We start from the raw sequence: 15,989 nt of genomic DNA, 5'->3' as shown, positions 1-15,989 counted from the left end.
GTGCCCGCCAACCTGGCTAGGGGCGAATGTTCCCGCTGTCGGCGCCTTTCTTGACCGTCCCGTCATCGGGCTGGACAGCCGCGCTGCGTCGCCGTATTGCGGCGGTGGTTTCCGCGCCGAGCAGAAAGACGAGCGCGGAGAAGTAAAGCCACATCATGAGAACGGCCAGCGAACCCGCAGCGCCGAATGCATTAGCGGTGCCGGCATGCGAAAGATAGAAGCCGAATAGATGATGTCCGGCGGTGAACAGAATCGCGGAGACAAACGCGCCGACCAGTGCGTGCCGGAAACGCACCGGCGCATCGGGCAGCCATTTGATTAATGCCGCGAATCCCGCCGTCAGGACAACCAGTCCAGCGATGGATTGCAGCACCAGTGCAAAGGCGATGACCGGGCTGTTGCCGAATACCGCGTGTCCGGCGAACTGGATCGCCGCGTCGAGGACGAGCGACACCACCATCAGAAAACCGAGCCCCATGACGAGCCCGAACGAAAGGAGCCGGGCTCGAAGCAGCAGCGCCATGCCAGCGATGCCCGACCTTGTTTGCGCCTCGAACACCACGTCGAGCGCTGTATTGAGAGACGTGAACGTTGCCGAGGCGCCCACTATCAGCAACAGCACGGACACCAGCGCGGCGATGCCACTGCCGCCGGCATAGTGCGCGTGGCCCACGATGTCCTGCATCGCAGCGGCGGCGTCCGATCCGAGAATGCCTTTTACCTGCGCGAACAGCTCGCCGCGCGCCGCTTCCTTGCCGAAAAACCAGCCCGCCACCGCAAGCACGATCAATAAAGTGGGCGCGAGGGAGAAAGCCGAATAGAACGCAATGCTGGCGCCCATCATGGTGCAACGGTGGGACGAGAAGCGTTGCGCGAGATCCATCATCGCGTTCATCGCGCCTTTTTTACCATCGACCTGCTGGCGTTCGGGAAGGCGGACCGTGGTTGGCATGGGACCTCCTGTCGTAAGCGCGGGAGCGTTGGCGTCGATGCGGGATTTCCAGCAACGGATGTGCCGCCTGGTTGGCCACGATATCCGGCCCATTATCGCGCGCGGCATGCCGCTTGCTCTTCTGCCGATTGCCGTACCCCACCCGCGCGTGTCGGCGTACGGCATGAGTTCTTTCTTCAATGCTCGATCGGCCACGATTTCCGGGAGTTCTGTCATGAAGGGTCACGCTATTCTTGCTGCGCTTGGTGCATTAGCCATTTTTTCTTCCGGCGCGTTTGCGCAAGGCAACCAGCCCAGTTCTTCGCAAAGTCTTAATGCAGGGGACAACGTGCAGGCGGCGCCCACGCCTCATTCCACCCACACCCACAAAAAAATGAAGTCCGGCAAGTCGGCGGCCGGCACCGCTGCCCCGACGACCCAGCCAGGCGGCACGGCCACACCGGGCGGTCCGAACGCGCCAGTGAGTGCAAGCGGCTCAGGACAATAAGCGCGAGGACGACCCGCCGCCGCCTTCGGATGACTGGAGGGCGCATCGTAAAAGCAGGCGCTCGGCGAGCGCGCTGCCACCGCGTGGCAAAGGACGCGGCCGCAGCGACCGCAAGGCGTCCGAAGCGGCCGGCTTCGTCATCTGATGATCGAAGCCGGGGTGGACTATCTGGTCCAGCCAGCCTCGAGCCGGCTCGTCAGGGACAACGAGGAATACCGCTTTTTCCGGACTGGATACAGACACCGATTGACAGGAGAGTTGCCGGGCGCAGAGTTTACGAATACATGTTACGGCGCAGACGCGGCGCGAAACGAAACCGGCCTGTAAGACCTGGACTCGAATACAAATGGAGACAGTCATGCAATTGAAGCCCGCCGTTCATGAATTCCATGCCATGGGTTCCGCCCTGGCCCTTGCGCCGCTGCTCACGGTCTTTTCGCTAAGCGGTTGCGGCGACAACCACCTCGAGTCGCCCGCGGCGGCGCCTCTCAGCTGCTCGCAGCTCGCCGGCAAGAATGTGCCCGCGTCGTCCATCGGCTTGCCCACCACGGGGGCTACGGTGACTGCGGCGACCGTGATGCCTGCGTCGGGCTCGGGCGTGCAGGCGACCGGCGAATATTGTCTCGTTAGCGCGGCGATCAATCCGGTCGATCCGGCGGCCCCGCAGATCAAGTTGCAGATTGCAATGCCTACCGTCTGGAACAGCAAGATCATGATGTTCGGCGGTGGCGGCTACGACGGCACGATTCCCGCGCCCACCGGCAACGTGCCGGCCGGCCCGACCGCGCAGCCGACACCGCTCGGCCGCGGTTACGCGGTGTTCGCGAGCGACTCGGGGCACGAGGCCAATGCGCTCGGCAGCGAGGATGGGTCGTTCGGTGTGAACGACGAAGCCGTGCAGAACTTTTCCGGCGACGCGCTGAAGAAAACGCGCGATGTAGCCGTGTACCTGATCGACGCGCGCTATGCTGTCAAGGCGCCGAAGCGGGCGTATTTCGCGGGAGGCTCGTCAGGCGGGCGCGAGGCGCTCGCCGTCGTGCAGCGCTGGCCGCAGGACTGGGATGGATCGATCGTCCTGTATCCGGCCTGGGCGGCCGCCAGCCTCGATCTGCAGTTCGGGCGCATCACGCGGGCGCTGGCGGCGCCCGGCGCGTATCCCGATCAGGCCAAACGCAAAGTGCTGCTCGACGCGGTGCTCGCCAGCTGCGATACGCTCGACGGAGTCGCCGACGGTGTGATCAGCAATGTCGCCGCGTGCAACGCGACGTTCAATCCCGCCACTGCGACGCTCAACGGCACGCCATTGCGTTGTGCCGGCGGCGCGGACACCGGCGATAGCTGCCTGTCCGACGCGCAGATCACCGCGCTCAACGTGTACGACACGCCGATCACGTTCGGCTACACGCTGGCGAGCGGCGAGACGCAATACCCCGGCTTCAACGTGTATGGCGCGGACCTGGGGGTGGCGAATGCTTCGGCGCTGCAGCCAACGGTGATCACGCTCGCGCTCGGCACGTCGCAGCCGGCTTCGCCGATGCCCAATACCGCGCCTTATCTCAGCGTGTTCTGGGACCAATGGATACGTTACTTCGTGACGCGCGACCCCAACTACAATTCGCTGAGCGTCGATCCGCAGAATCCCGGCAGCCTGCAGGCGCGCATCAGTCAACTGACGGGTTTGCAGGACGTCAACAAGACCGACCTGTCGGCCTTCAATGCGAAAGGCGGCAAGATCCTGATGGCGCACGGCATGGCCGACGCGCTCGTCAGCACGCGCTCGACCGAGCAGTACTATCAGCGCCTGCAGGCGACGATGGGCACCTCCGCCGTTGCCAACTTTGTGCGCTACTACGAAATTCCCGGCTACGGGCATGCGGCCAGCACGGTTTATAACGCGGCGTGGGATTCGCTCACCACGCTGGAAAACTGGGTCGAAAAAGGCGTGGCTCCGCCCGCGCAGATCGTCGCCGATACGGCTGGCGTGCCGGGGCGTACACGGCCGCTGTGCGAGTACCCCACCTTTCCGCGCTATAACGGTTCCGGCGATATGAACCTCGCGTCGAGCTTCACTTGCGCGAGCCAGTAGGCAGCCAGGCGTCGAGCCGCGCAAGCGGACCTGGACGGTGGGCTTCGCCGCGCGTCCGGTGGCGCTCGGGCTCAGCGCAATTCCAGCCACAGGGGCTGATGATCGGACGCGCGGCTGTGCGGATCCACCTCACATGCCGCAACGCGCGGCGTGAGATTTTCCGTGACGAAAATAAAGTCGCACGCGAATGGTCCATCAGGCCATTGCTCACGATCGTACAGGCCGACGGTCGCGGCACGCGGCTCGCCAGGATGCGCGCAACTCCATGCATCGGCGAAGCTAGGGGCGTCGGCAACCGGTTCGAGCATCCGGCGATACGCCGCGCCGTCAAACGCGCTGTTGAAGTCGCCACAAAAAATGGCGCCCAGCGGACGGGCGGTGCCGGCGAACGGGCTGTCCGGCTTTTCGGCACTCGCGGGAAAGCGCGCGTGATCGCACGCTTCCCGATGCAATTCCCGCAACCTCGCCACTTGAGCGAGCCGCTGCTTTTCCGAATAGAACTCCAGGTGGGTGCTGATCACCCGTAGCGGGCCGATATCGGCGTCGAGCACGGCTTCGAGCGCGATGCGCAGCATCGACGGTTTGGCCGGGTCGGCGGGCCACGGAAGCGAATGGCGAAGCACTTGCCGGACCGGCAAGCGGGTCACGATCGCGTTGCCGAACTGCCGCCGACGCGGGCTCGCGCCGATGGATGGCAGATCGGAGCCGATGGCGTCGATCACGGTCATCTCCGGCAGCAGTCCGGCAAGCTCGGCGAACTGATCGGACGAGGGCTGGCCCTTCAGTCCGCCGGCTGCGGGTTCTTCATTGAAGCCGCGCGTGATTTCCTGCACGCACATGACGTCGAAATCGCACAGCTTGCGTGCCTCCCGTACGATCCGGCCGAGCTCGACGCGGCCGTCCACGCCGCAACCCCACTGAATATTCCAGTCGACGAGCCTCATGAGGTCCTCCGTGAAAAAGCCGTTTGCCGCTTTATCGCTGCGCCGCAGCGCGCCTTCTACAGCTCACCGCGCGCAGCGAGTTCGGCGATGCGCGCGGCCGTACGGCATGCGATTGCCTGAATGGTGAGCGACGGATTGACGCCGCCCACGGTCGGAAATACCGAGCCGTCGCAAATCCACAAATTGGGTATGTCCCAGCTGCGGCAATCGGCATCCACGACGCTCGTGGCAGGATCGCTGCCCATGCGCGCGGTGCCGTTCAGGTGACAGGTGTCGTCGGTTTCGCGCCAGATGTCCCGGCCGCCGGCCGCGGCGAGCGCCTGCTGCATGAAGTCGAGCGAATGGGCGATCAGCCGCTTGTCGTTGTCGCCCCACGAATAGGTGACGCGCGCGACCGGCAGGCCGTACTGGTCCTTTTCGTCGGCCAGCGTCACGCGGTTGCGCTCCTGCGGCAACATTTCGCCGACGATCTTCAGGCCCGCCTGATGGTTGTAATTGCGCATCTCCCGAGCCAGCGCGTCGCCCCATAGTCCGCGCTTGTTCTGCGCGCCGGCCCACACCTCCGGCAACGGCCCCTGGCTCATGTACGAGTAGCCGCCAAAAAAGTCCTTGCCTTCGTCGGTGTAATTCCAGTGTTCGGTAATCGCGAGCGATGGCGGCCCTTTGTACCAGCGGATCTCTTCCTCCATCGTCCCGTACACGGCCTGATTCGATTGGGCCATCAGGTTCTTGCCGACCAGGCCGGAGCGGTTGGCGAGACCATCGGGATACTGGCTGGTCGCCGACATCAGCAGGAGGCGCGGCGTTTCGATCGCATAGCCCGCCACCACCACATGTTTGGCGCGCTGGAACTGCCAGCGCCCTTCGCGCAGATATTCCACGCCGTTGACTCGCCCGAGGGCGTTGGTCGCAATCCGGCCGACCATCGCAAGGTCGCGGATTTCCGCGCCGGCCCGCAGCGCGCGCGGGATCCACGTGACCAGCGCGCTCTGCTTGGCATTGGTCGCGCAGCCGGAGACGCAGAAGCCGCGATAAACGCAAGGATGAGCAAGCCCGCGCGGCGCCGATAGCGTGGCGAGCGGCGTCGGGGTCCACGGGATGCCCATTGCTTCGGCCCCGCGCGCAAGCACCAGGGCGGCCGCGTTCAGTTCGTGCGCGCGGTACGGATAGCGCGGCCGGGGTGGCCCCCATGGATAGTTCACCGGTCCGGAGATCTTCAGCGCGTCCTCGACCTGCGCGTAGTAGCGCCACATCTCGCGCCAGTCCAGCGGCCAGTCCGCGCCATAGCCGAGCGCGCTGCGCGACTTGAACCATTCCGGACGAAAACGCAGCGACACCATCGCGAAGTGCACGGTGCTGCCGCCAACCGCCTTGCCGCTGTTGTTGTTGCCGAGTTGCAGCGGATTTTCGCCGTCGCAGATTCGTTCGTCGGTCCAGAACAGTTTCGCCTGATGGGTTTCGTCGGAAGCGAACTCTTCGAGCGGACGCCACCATGCGCCTGCGTCGAAGGCGACCACCCTGAAGCCGAGTTCAGCGAGCCGGCATGCCAGCGTGCCGCCGCCGGCGCCCGTGCCGACGATCGCGAAGTCGACTTCATCGTCATTGCCGTATTCCCGCATCGGCACCCATGCGCCGCGGCGGAACACGTCGGGCGCGCGGCCATCCTTGCCGCGAGGGTGATGCAATGCGTCATCGAGCACGGCGATTCTCCCGCAGCGCGTTGTCTTCGAGACCGGGATGGGCTTCGGCAGCCTCCCACGGATCACGGCGGTCGAAATACATTCGCACGTAGCCGCGCGGATTGGCCGGCCCACCGAAACCCATCTCGCTCCACGCATGCGGGTGCGAGTAATAGGCGCTGCAGATGTCGTGCAGCACGCGCTTGCTGAAAAAGAGCTTCGCCGGCATGCGCTGCCATGCTTCGTGGTGCATGTCGCCCCGCTGCATCTGTTCGAGCAGCGCGTGCTGGACGGCCCGGTCGACGCTCGCGAACGGCAATTCGAACTGCGACCGGCTTTCGGCGTCGAGCGCCGCGAGGCCGATGCGCCAGGCGTCCCGGGCGGGCGGCAGCCGCGCGTCGCGATAGCCGTCGCCTGCGTTGCTTGTCAGCCTGGCATCGAGCAATGGAGCCAGCGGCACCTCGGGTTCAGCGTCCGCCTGCGGCACGATGCAATGACAGAGATGGGTCACGGCGCGCCACTCGATTGCGTTGAAAAAGCGCGGCTCGCGCGGGGTGGCGAGACGTTGCTCGATCACCGCGCGCGTCGCGTCGTCCCATGACGGCGTGTTGCGTTTGTTCAGTACGTCGTAGCCGGGATAGCGTGTAGTTCTCGGCGGGTTCATTGTTCCGTCTCCCGAAGACGCAATGCCGCGAGGCCGGCCAGCGCCAGCGCCGAAAAGCTGGGCGGGGCGGGCAGCGGCGGACCGTTGAAGAGATTCTGGCTCCAGTTGCGCCAGCCGCCCTGATGGCGAGCGATTCCGCGCGCATGAAAGCCGGCGCCGATCAAGCCCAGCGCCGCCGTGACGCGCAGCCACAGCCGCGTGAACCAGCGCCCGCGCGGCTCGCCGAGCGCCGCTTGCGCGAGCAGCGCGGCCGCGATGGGCGGCAGGCTGACGGGCGCATACATGGCCGGGTTCTGGAACGAGCCGCGAAAATGAAGCAGTCCGGCTTCGGCTACCGTGCCCACGAGCCCGGCGGCCACCAGCAGGCCCAGCGCGCGGCCCGCCGGCATGCCGAACAGTTCCGGATCGACGGAAGGTTGGTCGCGCAGGCGTTCGGCCGTGGCGCCGAGCGCGCCCGACAGCAGCAGCGCCATGGGCGCGCCGATCGGCGCCGCGTGAAAGAGATTGTTCCAGCTCCAGCCGCCTGGCCGCCTGGTGACGTTGTAGAGGTGGAAGGCGGTGCCCGAGACGCCCGCAAGCGCCGCCGTCAGATAGATCGCGTGCCGCGCAGGGTGCCGGTTCGAGCGAGGGTCGCCGCCGCCGTGCAGACCGGCGAGCAGCGACAGCGTGGACGAGATGAGCGGCGTGTACATCGCGGGATTCTCGAACGAGCCGCGATAGTGTTCCATGGCGCTGTCGGCGAGCACCGAGAGCGCGAGGAGCGCGGAGCCGCGATTGAAGGAACGGGCCGCCGCAATATGCTGCAGCGCCTCGGGCTGGTGAGACCCGCCGTCAGACCCGCTGTGAGACCCCTGGTGAGACCCGCGCGCGGTCTGCGCACGGCCGCGATTCACCGCGATCGCCGCCAGCGCCGCCGCGCCGGCAGCGGCGCCGATCAGACCGGGAAGATAGCGAGGATTCATCCGCGAGCGGGCTCCGTTCAATGGATCAGATAGCGTTGCGCATCGCCGTGCCTGAACGCCAGGCCGCAGCCGGGCCGCGCCATGTCAGGGGCGATCGCGCCATTCGAAGGCCGGGGTGCGCCGTCGAACAGCATGGCTTCAATGCGCACGTGATCGTGGAACCATTCCTGGTGGCGCAGATTCCGTACCGCGCTGGCCACATGGAGATGCAGCGCCGGCGCGCAATGCGCGGATAACGGCACATGAAAGGCCTCGCAGAGCGCCGCGGCCTGCAAGAAGCCGGTGACGCCGCCGCAACGGCTTACGTCGGCCTGGAGCACGTCGACGGCATGGGCTTCGAGCAGCAAGCGGAAATCGTCGAGGGTGTACGCGTACTCGCCGGCGGCGATCTCCATGCGCGCCGGTGCGCGTTCACGAAGCAGGGCGAGTCCGCGCAGGTCGTCGGACGAAACCGGCTCTTCGAACCATTCGACGCCTTGCTCCGCGAACGCTCGCGCATAGTGCAACGCCTCCTTGACGCTGAAGGCGCCGTTCGCATCGACGAACAGCCCGGCGTCGCCGATCGCCGCGCGGGCCGCCGCAACCCGCTGCGGATCCTCTTGCGGGTGCGTGCCGATTTTCATCTTGACCCAGCGGCAGCCGTCCTGCGCGACCCAGCGGACCAGTTGCTCGCGCAACTGCTCGTCGGTGTAAGTCGTAAAGCCGCCGCTGCCGTAGATCGGCACGTTCGCGCGTTGCGCGCCGAGCAGCGTCACCAGCGGCACGCCCAGCAGTTTCGCCTTCAGATCCCACAACGCGCAGTCGACCGCCGAGATCGCGGTGGCGGCCAGTCCCGCACGTCCCGGATTGCGCACCTGTCGTTGCATGCGCAACCATAGCGCGCCGACTTGCCATGCATCGGCGTCGATCACGCAGGCGGCCAGCGTGTGATGAATCAGCCTGACGATGCTCGCGTCGCTATAGGTGTAGCCGATGCCGGTCTGGCCGCCGGCTTCCACTTCGACGAGCACCAGCGTGGTCGCGTTCCATGCGAAGGTGCCGTCGGCCTCCGGGAGATCGGTCGGGATATGGAAAGCCTGCGCGCGCAGCGCCGTGACGCGAACCGGCCCACCTTCCGCCTCCGCTCCCGGCGGCGACGCGAAGCTCCCGGCCAAATGCCGCGTCATTTGTCGCGATGCCCCGGCAGCACCGCGCCGAGCACCTGTTTGGCGGTTTCGATGATCACGCTGCCTTCGTTCGGATCGCGCTTGATCAGCGTCGACGCGAAGGCTTTGGCTTGCGCCAACGTGATATGCGGCGGCAGTGGCGGAATGTCCGGATCGGCCTTCACTTCAATGACCACGGGACGGTCTGCCGCGAGCGCTTCGTCCCAGGCCGCTCCCATGCGCTCCGGGTCCTCGACGTAGATGCCCTTCAGGCCGATCAGCTCCGCAAAACGGTGATAGGGCACGGACGGAATGTCCTGCGATGCCTCGAACTTCGGATCGCCTTCCATTACCCGTTGCTCCCACGTCACCTGGTTCAGGTCGCTATTGTTGAGCACCATGCAGATCCAGCGTGGACTGGCCCACTGCTTCCAGTACTTGGCCACGGTGATCAGCTCCGCCATGTTGTTCATCTGCATCGCGCCGTCGCCCACCAGCGCGATCACCGGGCGCTCGGGGTGGGAGAATTTCGCGGCTATCGCGTACGGCACCGCCGCCCCCATCGAGGCGAGACCGCCGGACAGCGAGCACATCATCCCGCGCTGCACTTTCAGGTCGCGCGCGTACCAGTTCGCGCATGATCCGGAATCGCTTGTAACGATGGCATTGGCAGGCAGGCGAGGCGACAGTTCCCATACGCTGCGCTGGGGATTCATCCCCTTCCTGCCTGCTTCGTGGGCGCGTTTGTCGAGTGTCTTCCACCAGTCGGCAGTCCAACCTTCGATCTTTTCACGCCATCCGCGGTCCTGCTTCTGTTCGAGCAACGGCAGCAGCGCGCGTAGCGTCTCGACGCTGTCGCCCACCAGGTTGACTTCCATCGGATAGCGCAGGCTGAGCATGTCGGCCTTGAGGTCGATCTGCACGCCGCGAGCGGCGCCCTCCTTGGGCAGGAATTCGGCGTACGGGAAACCCGAGCCGATCACCAGCAGGGTGTCGCACTCGGTCATCAGGTCGTAACTGGGTTTGGTGCCGAGCAGCCCGATCGACCCGGTCACCCACGGCAAATCGTCCGGCAACGCCGCTTTTCCGAGCAAGGCCTTGGCAGCGCCCGCGCCGAGCTTGTCGGCGACGGCGATCACTTCGTCGGTGGCATGCAGCGCGCCCGCGCCGACCAGAATCGCGACCCGCTTGCCGGCGTTGAGCACTTCCGCGGCCTGTTGCAGATCGTCCGGATAGGGCACGAGGCGGGGCCGCCGGTAGCCGACCCCCGAATGCAGCGTGCCGTGCTTGCGCGCCGGTGCTTCGTACGCAAGATCCTGCAGATCGTTGGGCAACACGAGAGCCGTGACCTTGCGTTCGGCGAGCGCCGTGCGCACCGCGCGGTCGACCAGATGACGGACCTGGGAGGGCACGCTAGCCTGCTCCACGAACGCGCCGGCTACGTCCTTGAACATCGACACCAGATCCAGCTCCTGCTGGTAATGGCCGCCGAGCGCCGCGCGGGCCTGTTGTCCGGCAATGGCGAGTACCGGCATGTGATCGAGCCGGGCATCGTAGAGGCCGGTGAGCAGATGCGATGCGCCCGGCCCTGAGGTTGCGATGCAAACGCCGAGCTCGCCGGTGAATTTCGCGTGCGCCGAGGCCATGAATGCAGCCATTTCTTCATGGCGCACCTGCACGAATTCGATCTTGCCGTGGGCGCGATTCAGCGCGCCGAAGACGCCGTTGATGCCGTCGCCCGGATAGCCGTAAATTCGCCGCACACCCCACGCATGCAGCCGATCGATAATAAAGTCACCCACGGTTTGACTCATTGCATTCTCCACGGAATAGCCCAGCCGGCCGATGCATTGCAGAGCGATCTGCGCGGACGCAACCGGGTTGTAAGCCACCTTCGCGACAGGAAGGGGGCGGCGCAAACGCATATCGAACCGGCAGCAAACCCTGTTCCTCGACCCGGTGAAGTTCAGGCGCGCGCGATGCGAAGCAGTGTCGCTGCCGCTCCCTTGCGATGTCGACGGTGCGCAGCCCGCGTCGGGTTCCGGTTGGCCTATGCCGCGCGCGCCGCCACCGCGATCGTCTTGCCGGGCGCTAACTGGCACGTTCCGCCCACATGCTGAACGGCGACTGCGCTGAGATTTCCCGGATCGGACAGAATGCGAACGGTGCGGGCGTCGCCCTGCAACTCGAAGCGATTGCTGCGATAGGCAAAGGCCAGTTGCAGCGCCGGCAGGGGTTCGGGCCATGCCGGAAACAGCCGCATCGCATGCGGTATGAAGTCGATGCCGGCGTAGTGCCGCAGGACCACGCTGAATGCACCGCCGAGCGCGCCAAGATGCAGCCCTTCGGCTGCGCTGCTGCCGGCGCCGGCGGCGGCATCCACCTGCAGGGCATCGACGAAGTATTGCCATGAGCGCTGCGGGTCGGCGTGCGCAAACGCGGCCGCGCAAGCCACTTTCGAAAGGCTCGACTCGTGCGTCATGCGGCCGGTGTAATAGTCGAGCGTGCGCCGGGCGTTCGCGTCGTCGAACGGATAACCCAGATCGGTCAGTAGCGAGGCAAGCTGTGGCTGGCCGAGCAGCGCGAACAGCATCAGCACGTCCGGCTGTTTGCAGACTTGCCAGGCCTCGACCGTGTCGCCTGCCGCTTCGAGACGCCAGTCGGTCCGCTGGCCGTGCCGCGCTTGCGCGGACACATCGGGGTAGGGCTTGAGCGCCGAAAAGCCGTCGAACTGTTCGATGATGCCGCCCGCCAGAAACGGCACATGGATACGCCGCGCGATCGCGTTCCAGCGAGCGGCTTCGGCGTCGCCCAGTTCGAGTTTCACCGCGAGCGCGTCACGCTGCGGCCGCGGCATCGCGCGGAGCGCATCGGCCGCGCATCGTAGCGTCCATGCGGCCATCACGTTCGTGTAGGCGTTGTTGTCGAGACCGGGCGAGTCGGCACCGGGATAGGCGTTGTGATACTCATCCGGGCCGATCACGGCCCGGATCACGTAGCGGCGGCGCGCTTCGTCGAAGCGCGCAATGCTCGCCCAGAAGCGGGCGATCTCGACCAGCATCTCACCGCCCTCGCGATACAGGAACGCGGCGTCGCCGCTCATGCAGTAGTAGCGCCAGATGTTCCATGCAATCGACGCGCCGACGTGCCGTTGCAGCCGCGTGTCGTCGCGCATCCAGTGCCCGTTCAGCGGATTCAGCTCGAAACGCGGCGTCTCCTCGCCGCCGGTCGTCGCGCTGCGCCACGGAAACATCGCGCCCGCGTAGCCTTCGCGCGCGGCGGCGCGTCGCGCGGCCGGCAAGCGCCGGTAGCGGTACAGCAGCGGCGCGCGGGCGGCCTCCGGGCAGTCCCGCAGCAGCGCCGGCAGCACGAACATGTCATCCCAGAATATGTGCCCCTGGTAAGCCTCCTGCCAGCCGCGCGCGGGAAAACCGGCGTCTTCATGCACCACCGCCCCTGACAGCGTTTGAGCCACGTGAAACGCCCGCAGGTTGAGTTGCCGGGCGAGCCGGGCATCGCTCGAGCGGCATTGAATCCGCTCCCAGCGTGAGGCCCATGTACGTTCGTGCGCGGCCTGCAACGCGTCGGCGTCTGCGGCAAATTCATCGGACACCAGCGCGAGGACAGCTTCGGCCGGATCGCTCACGGTTGCGTCGCGTGAGGTGCACACCGCGATTACGCGGTCGATGCAAACGGTTTCGCCTGCCTGCAGAGGCACACGATGCAACTCGAAGAGGCCCGCTCCGCATGCTGCCAGTTGGCTCGGCGCGAGCGCGCCGTGGGCGCCGCGCACGACGGTGCGGGCCGCGAGCGCCAGCCAGACGAGCGCGCCGCTCAGGCGCGCGGTCGCAAGCAGCGTCTCGGGAGCGGCCTGGCGCGCGCTGAAATCCGTCACGTGACGACCGCGCCATGCGCGCTGCAGCGCGACGTTGGCATTGCGCACATCGCCGTCGATGCCAGCGCCGATGTCGAGCAGGCCAGTCCAGTCGCATGCCGTCACGCGCCAGCGCAGCACGATGATTTGCGGATGCGCGGCACTCACGAAGCGCAGTTCTTCAATGCGCGTGGTGCGGCCGTCGTCGGCGAGCAGCAGATGACGTGTGGCGGTGGCGCGGCTCATGTCGAGCGCGTGCCGGTAATCCAGCACACGCGAAGTATCGGCGCCCAGCCAGCGTCCACCGCGAGGGCGCACGGCAAGCACGGTGGCGTCGGGCAGACGCGGCGTGAACGTACTGCGCACGCGTTCACCCTGGATTTCGGTTTCGAGCTCGTTATATAGCCCCGCGCGATAGGTGCCCGGATAGTGACTCGCCCCGTCGTCGGCCGGCGATGCGAACATGCTTTCGGGCGCGCACGCGCGCACGAACAGCACGCCGTTGCCGAGCCCCAGCAAGGATTCGCGGCGGCGCTCGTCCGCCTCGTCGTAATGGTCGAATACCACGGAACTGACGATGCTGGCAGCGTCGCGCATCGGATCTCAAAGCCATTCGCACTGCAATCCGGCGGCGAACGCGTCCGCACGGGCGCGATCCGGCAATGCGGTTTGCGAGCCCCACGCCATGACGGTGAGGTTGGCGGCGGCCGTCGCCAGCCGGACCGCATCCGCGAACGCGCGGCGCTCGACGAGCGATACGGCGAGCGCGCCGGTGAAGGCGTCTCCCGCGCCGGTGGTGTCGAGCGCTTCGACCGGTTTCACCTGCACCGCCAGCACGCCGTCGCGCGACACGGCAATGCAGCCGCCATCGCTGCGCTTCACGCACACAAGTTCGAAGCCTTCACGATGCAGGGCACGAGCGGCGCGCACGGCGCCGGCCTGATCCGCGATCTCGATGCCGGTGAGCGCCGCCGCTTCTTCCTCATTAGGCGTCAGCGCGTGCACAGCGCGCCAAAGCGCACGCAGCGCGCCCGACTGGGCGCGTTGGGGAGGCGCGGGGTCGAGCACGACGCACAGCGCGCGGCGTTGCGCAGCAGCGAGCACGGCCGCGCACGCGTCGACGCTCATTTCGCAGTCCACCGCAAGCACGCTGTGCGCGGGAGCGGCATCGATCGCTTCCAGCGCGGCGTCGATATCCGCGCGCTGCCACGCGTCATTCGCGTTGGACGCCAGCACGATGGTCTTTTTTCCGTTGTCGGGCACGAAGATCATCGATACCGCGGTGGGCTGCCCGGCGGCCGTGCGCACCCGCGACACGTCGATGCCGAGGTCCCGCAACGGCGCAACGGCTTCGTCGGCGAAACGGTCGTCGCCGACCATCCCGAGCAGTTGCGCGTCGTGACCGAAGCGGCGCGCGAGATAGGCGACGTTCGCCGCCTTGCCGCCGGCGAGGCGCGAGAAGTCATGGGCGCGCTGCGTTTCGGCGCTGCCCACCGGATGGTCGACGCGCATTTGCAGGTCCAGATTGATGCTGCCGATGCTGACGATGGTTCCCATACACAGCGCGTGAAATGTTGATGGGCCGATGGTGCCGGAGGCCGGCAGCACGCGCGAACGGTGTCCGCCAACGGGTGAAAGCATGGTCTGTACCTGCGGCGCGAACGATGCGGACCTGCTGGCCGCGTGGGTCAGTGGTTCGCCGCGCCTGGCTTTTCGGCGTCATGCCGATCGAATAGTCTTTGCACCAGCGCCGAATTCAGATACGCGCGGACTTCCACGATCCGACCGGACCGCAAGCTGCTGCATCTCCAGCCCTGCGACGCGCGCGTTGCCGGCCGTGCCCCGGTCAAATCTGCAAAGACGCGCGGAGTAATTACATGCGTCGGCGAAAGGGCGAGCCGTTTAGCGGCCGAACGCGGTATCGCACGCAGCCGCGGACGCAGCCGTGCGGGGCGGGGTGGCCAGCACGGCCTCATAGGCCTGCAGATAGTCGTCGGTCATGCGCGCCGCGCTGAAGCGCGCCTCGAAAGAGCGCCGGCACGCCGCACGGTCGATTTCATCGAGGCGCGCGACGGCCGCGACGGCTTCGTCCACGTTGTCCACCATGAAACCGTTGACCCCATGCTCCACGATTTCGGGAATCGCGCCCCGGTGAAATGCGATGACCGGCGTGCCGCATGCCATCGCCTCGATCAGGGTGAGCCCGAAGGGCTCGTCCCATTCGATCGGAAACAGCAACGCGCGCGCATGCGCAAGCACCTGCTTTCTCACGTGTCCGCCGATCTCGCCCAGATAGTCCACGAAATCGCGCGAGCGCTGCAGCAGCGGTTCGACTTGCTGTCTGAAGTACTCGCGTTCGCCGGGATGAACTTTCGCGGCCACTTTGAGCGGCATGCCGGCGCGCCGCGCGATCTCAATCGCGAGGTCCGGTCGCTTCTCCGGCATCATTCGGCCGAGAAAGAGCAGATAGGAATCGCCGGCTGGCTCGAAGTCGAATTCGTCGATTGGCAGACCGTGATGCACGGTGCGTTGCCAGTTCGCCCATGCAACGGGTTTGCGCTGACTGTTCGAAATGGAGACGAGCGGCGCAAACGGACACTGGCGGAACAGCGGGCCGTGATCCACCGGCAGCAGCCGCCCATGCAGCGTGGTCAGCGTGCGGCAGGCGAGACTGTCCGCCAGCGCGAAATGCAGCGGGTCGCCGTGAAAGTGCACGATGTCGAAAGCGTCGGCGTCGCGCGCGACCAGCGCGAGCTGTCTGACGTGATGGGTGAGCGTGTCCCAGACGGCGGCGTCGCGCCACAACCCGCGTTCGCAGACCGGCACCAGTTTCGCGCGGGTGGCCGAGTCGGCGCTCGCATACAGGGTGACGTCGTGGTTTCGACGGACCAGTTCCTCCGTGAGATACGAGACCACGCGTTCCGTCGCTCCGTACGCGGATGGTGGAACGCTTTCGTATAACGGCGCGACTTGGGCAATTCTCATGATGAATCCGTGGCGAAAGGGGAAAGACAGGTTCGTCGTGGAGGTGGCCGGCAGCGCGCGGGGTCTGGCTGCCCGATTTGTTCCCCGGCTCGCGCATGCGCGTCGCGGAGGCTTCGTTGCCGCAATGCGGGTACCTCGGGATCGCATGTCCGATCGCATGTCCGTTGGTCACATGAACGGATTGATCGCATTGGGCGCGGCGGAAATCGCC

The 15,989-nt window shown here is 66.3% G+C and carries 12 protein-coding genes; 2 read left to right on the top strand and 10 right to left on the bottom strand.

The window, feature by feature from the left end; genetic code table 11:
* Positions 1–16: 16 nt before the first annotated feature.
* The gene (locus tag BXE_RS42755; protein ID WP_011494377.1) at positions 17–952 is read right to left on the bottom strand and encodes a YihY/virulence factor BrkB family protein; all 936 of its coding nucleotides are present in this window, start codon (positions 950–952) and stop codon (positions 17–19) included.
* A gap of 37 nt (positions 953–989) precedes the next feature.
* Here BXE_RS42755 and BXE_RS47750 point away from each other — a divergent pair, with 37 nt between their 5' ends.
* Both BXE_RS47750 and BXE_RS42745 read left to right on the top strand, forming a co-directional pair.
* Positions 990–1,439, top strand: a complete 450-nt coding sequence (locus tag BXE_RS47750) for a hypothetical protein (protein ID WP_233518885.1) — start codon at positions 990–992, stop codon at positions 1,437–1,439.
* Positions 1,440–1,797: 358 nt separating this feature from the next.
* A complete protein-coding gene (locus tag BXE_RS42745) occupies positions 1,798–3,525 on the top strand; it encodes a tannase/feruloyl esterase family alpha/beta hydrolase (RefSeq protein ID WP_011494376.1) in 1,728 nt (575 codons plus the stop codon).
* A gap of 71 nt (positions 3,526–3,596) precedes the next feature.
* Here BXE_RS42745 and BXE_RS42740 read toward each other — a convergent pair whose 3' ends face one another.
* The 9 genes from BXE_RS42740 to BXE_RS42700 all read right to left on the bottom strand — a co-directional run bounded on the left by BXE_RS42740 (position 3,597) and on the right by BXE_RS42700 (position 15,778).
* Positions 3,597–4,469 (bottom strand): endonuclease/exonuclease/phosphatase family protein, encoded by an 873-nt coding sequence (locus BXE_RS42740; protein ID WP_011494375.1) that lies wholly within the window; start codon positions 4,467–4,469, stop codon positions 3,597–3,599.
* Positions 4,470–4,525: 56 nt separating this feature from the next.
* Positions 4,526–6,169 (bottom strand): GMC family oxidoreductase, encoded by a 1,644-nt coding sequence (locus BXE_RS42735; RefSeq protein WP_011494374.1) that lies wholly within the window; start codon positions 6,167–6,169, stop codon positions 4,526–4,528.
* The gene (locus BXE_RS42730; protein WP_011494373.1) at positions 6,159–6,812 is read right to left on the bottom strand and encodes a gluconate 2-dehydrogenase subunit 3 family protein; all 654 of its coding nucleotides are present in this window, start codon (positions 6,810–6,812) and stop codon (positions 6,159–6,161) included. Before BXE_RS42730 ends, BXE_RS42735 begins: the two co-directional genes overlap by 11 nt.
* The gene (locus tag BXE_RS42725) at positions 6,809–7,774 is read right to left on the bottom strand and encodes a hypothetical protein (protein WP_011494372.1); all 966 of its coding nucleotides are present in this window, start codon (positions 7,772–7,774) and stop codon (positions 6,809–6,811) included. Before BXE_RS42725 ends, BXE_RS42730 begins: the two co-directional genes overlap by 4 nt.
* A 17-nt stretch (positions 7,775–7,791) precedes the next feature.
* Positions 7,792–8,940, bottom strand: a complete 1,149-nt coding sequence (locus tag BXE_RS42720; RefSeq protein WP_011494371.1) for an enolase C-terminal domain-like protein — start codon at positions 8,938–8,940, stop codon at positions 7,792–7,794.
* Positions 8,937–10,733 carry a thiamine pyrophosphate-requiring protein gene (locus BXE_RS42715; protein ID WP_040123821.1) on the bottom strand — a complete coding sequence of 599 codons (1,797 nt, stop codon included), beginning with the start codon at positions 10,731–10,733 and terminating at the stop codon, positions 8,937–8,939. The genes BXE_RS42720 and BXE_RS42715 overlap by 4 nt, the downstream gene beginning before the upstream one ends.
* Positions 10,734–10,969: 236 nt before the next feature.
* Positions 10,970–13,390 carry a glycoside hydrolase family 65 protein gene (locus tag BXE_RS42710; protein WP_011494369.1) on the bottom strand — a complete coding sequence of 807 codons (2,421 nt, stop codon included), beginning with the start codon at positions 13,388–13,390 and terminating at the stop codon, positions 10,970–10,972.
* 6 nt (positions 13,391–13,396) lie between these two features.
* Entirely contained in the window at positions 13,397–14,434 is a 1,038-nt protein-coding gene (locus tag BXE_RS42705; RefSeq protein ID WP_011494368.1) for a ribokinase, read from the bottom strand.
* Between the two features lie 261 nt (positions 14,435–14,695).
* Positions 14,696–15,778: a glycosyltransferase family 4 protein gene (locus BXE_RS42700; protein ID WP_011494367.1), complete on the bottom strand. Its 1,083-nt coding sequence runs from the start codon at positions 15,776–15,778 to the stop codon at positions 14,696–14,698.
* Positions 15,779–15,989: the final 211 nt, after the last annotated feature.

This window comes from Paraburkholderia xenovorans LB400 (assembly GCF_000013645.1).
GTDB classification, from domain to species: Bacteria; Pseudomonadota; Gammaproteobacteria; order Burkholderiales; family Burkholderiaceae; genus Paraburkholderia; species Paraburkholderia xenovorans.
The sequence above is the reverse complement of the archived record's forward strand: the minus strand, read 5'-3'. Positions and strand labels throughout refer to the sequence as shown.

Bases quoted from the DNA above. Each gene is read 5' to 3' on its own strand.
- BXE_RS42755 (WP_011494377.1), bottom strand. From the start codon at position 952: ATGCCAACCACGGTCCGCCTTCCCGAACGCCAGCAGGTCGATGGTAAA.
- BXE_RS47750 (WP_233518885.1), top strand. From the start codon at position 990: ATGCGGGATTTCCAGCAACGGATGTGCCGCCTGGTTGGCCACGATATC.
- BXE_RS42745 (WP_011494376.1), top strand. From the start codon at position 1,798: ATGCAATTGAAGCCCGCCGTTCATGAATTCCATGCCATGGGTTCCGCC.
- BXE_RS42740 (WP_011494375.1), bottom strand. From the start codon at position 4,469: ATGAGGCTCGTCGACTGGAATATTCAGTGGGGTTGCGGCGTGGACGGC.
- BXE_RS42730 (WP_011494373.1), bottom strand. From the start codon at position 6,812: ATGAACCCGCCGAGAACTACACGCTATCCCGGCTACGACGTACTGAAC.
- BXE_RS42725 (WP_011494372.1), bottom strand. From the start codon at position 7,774: ATGAATCCTCGCTATCTTCCCGGTCTGATCGGCGCCGCTGCCGGCGCG.
- BXE_RS42720 (WP_011494371.1), bottom strand. From the start codon at position 8,940: ATGACGCGGCATTTGGCCGGGAGCTTCGCGTCGCCGCCGGGAGCGGAG.
- BXE_RS42715 (WP_040123821.1), bottom strand. From the start codon at position 10,733: ATGAGTCAAACCGTGGGTGACTTTATTATCGATCGGCTGCATGCGTGG.
- BXE_RS42710 (WP_011494369.1), bottom strand. From the start codon at position 13,390: ATGCGCGACGCTGCCAGCATCGTCAGTTCCGTGGTATTCGACCATTAC.
- BXE_RS42705 (WP_011494368.1), bottom strand. From the start codon at position 14,434: ATGCTTTCACCCGTTGGCGGACACCGTTCGCGCGTGCTGCCGGCCTCC.
- BXE_RS42700 (WP_011494367.1), bottom strand. From the start codon at position 15,778: ATGAGAATTGCCCAAGTCGCGCCGTTATACGAAAGCGTTCCACCATCC.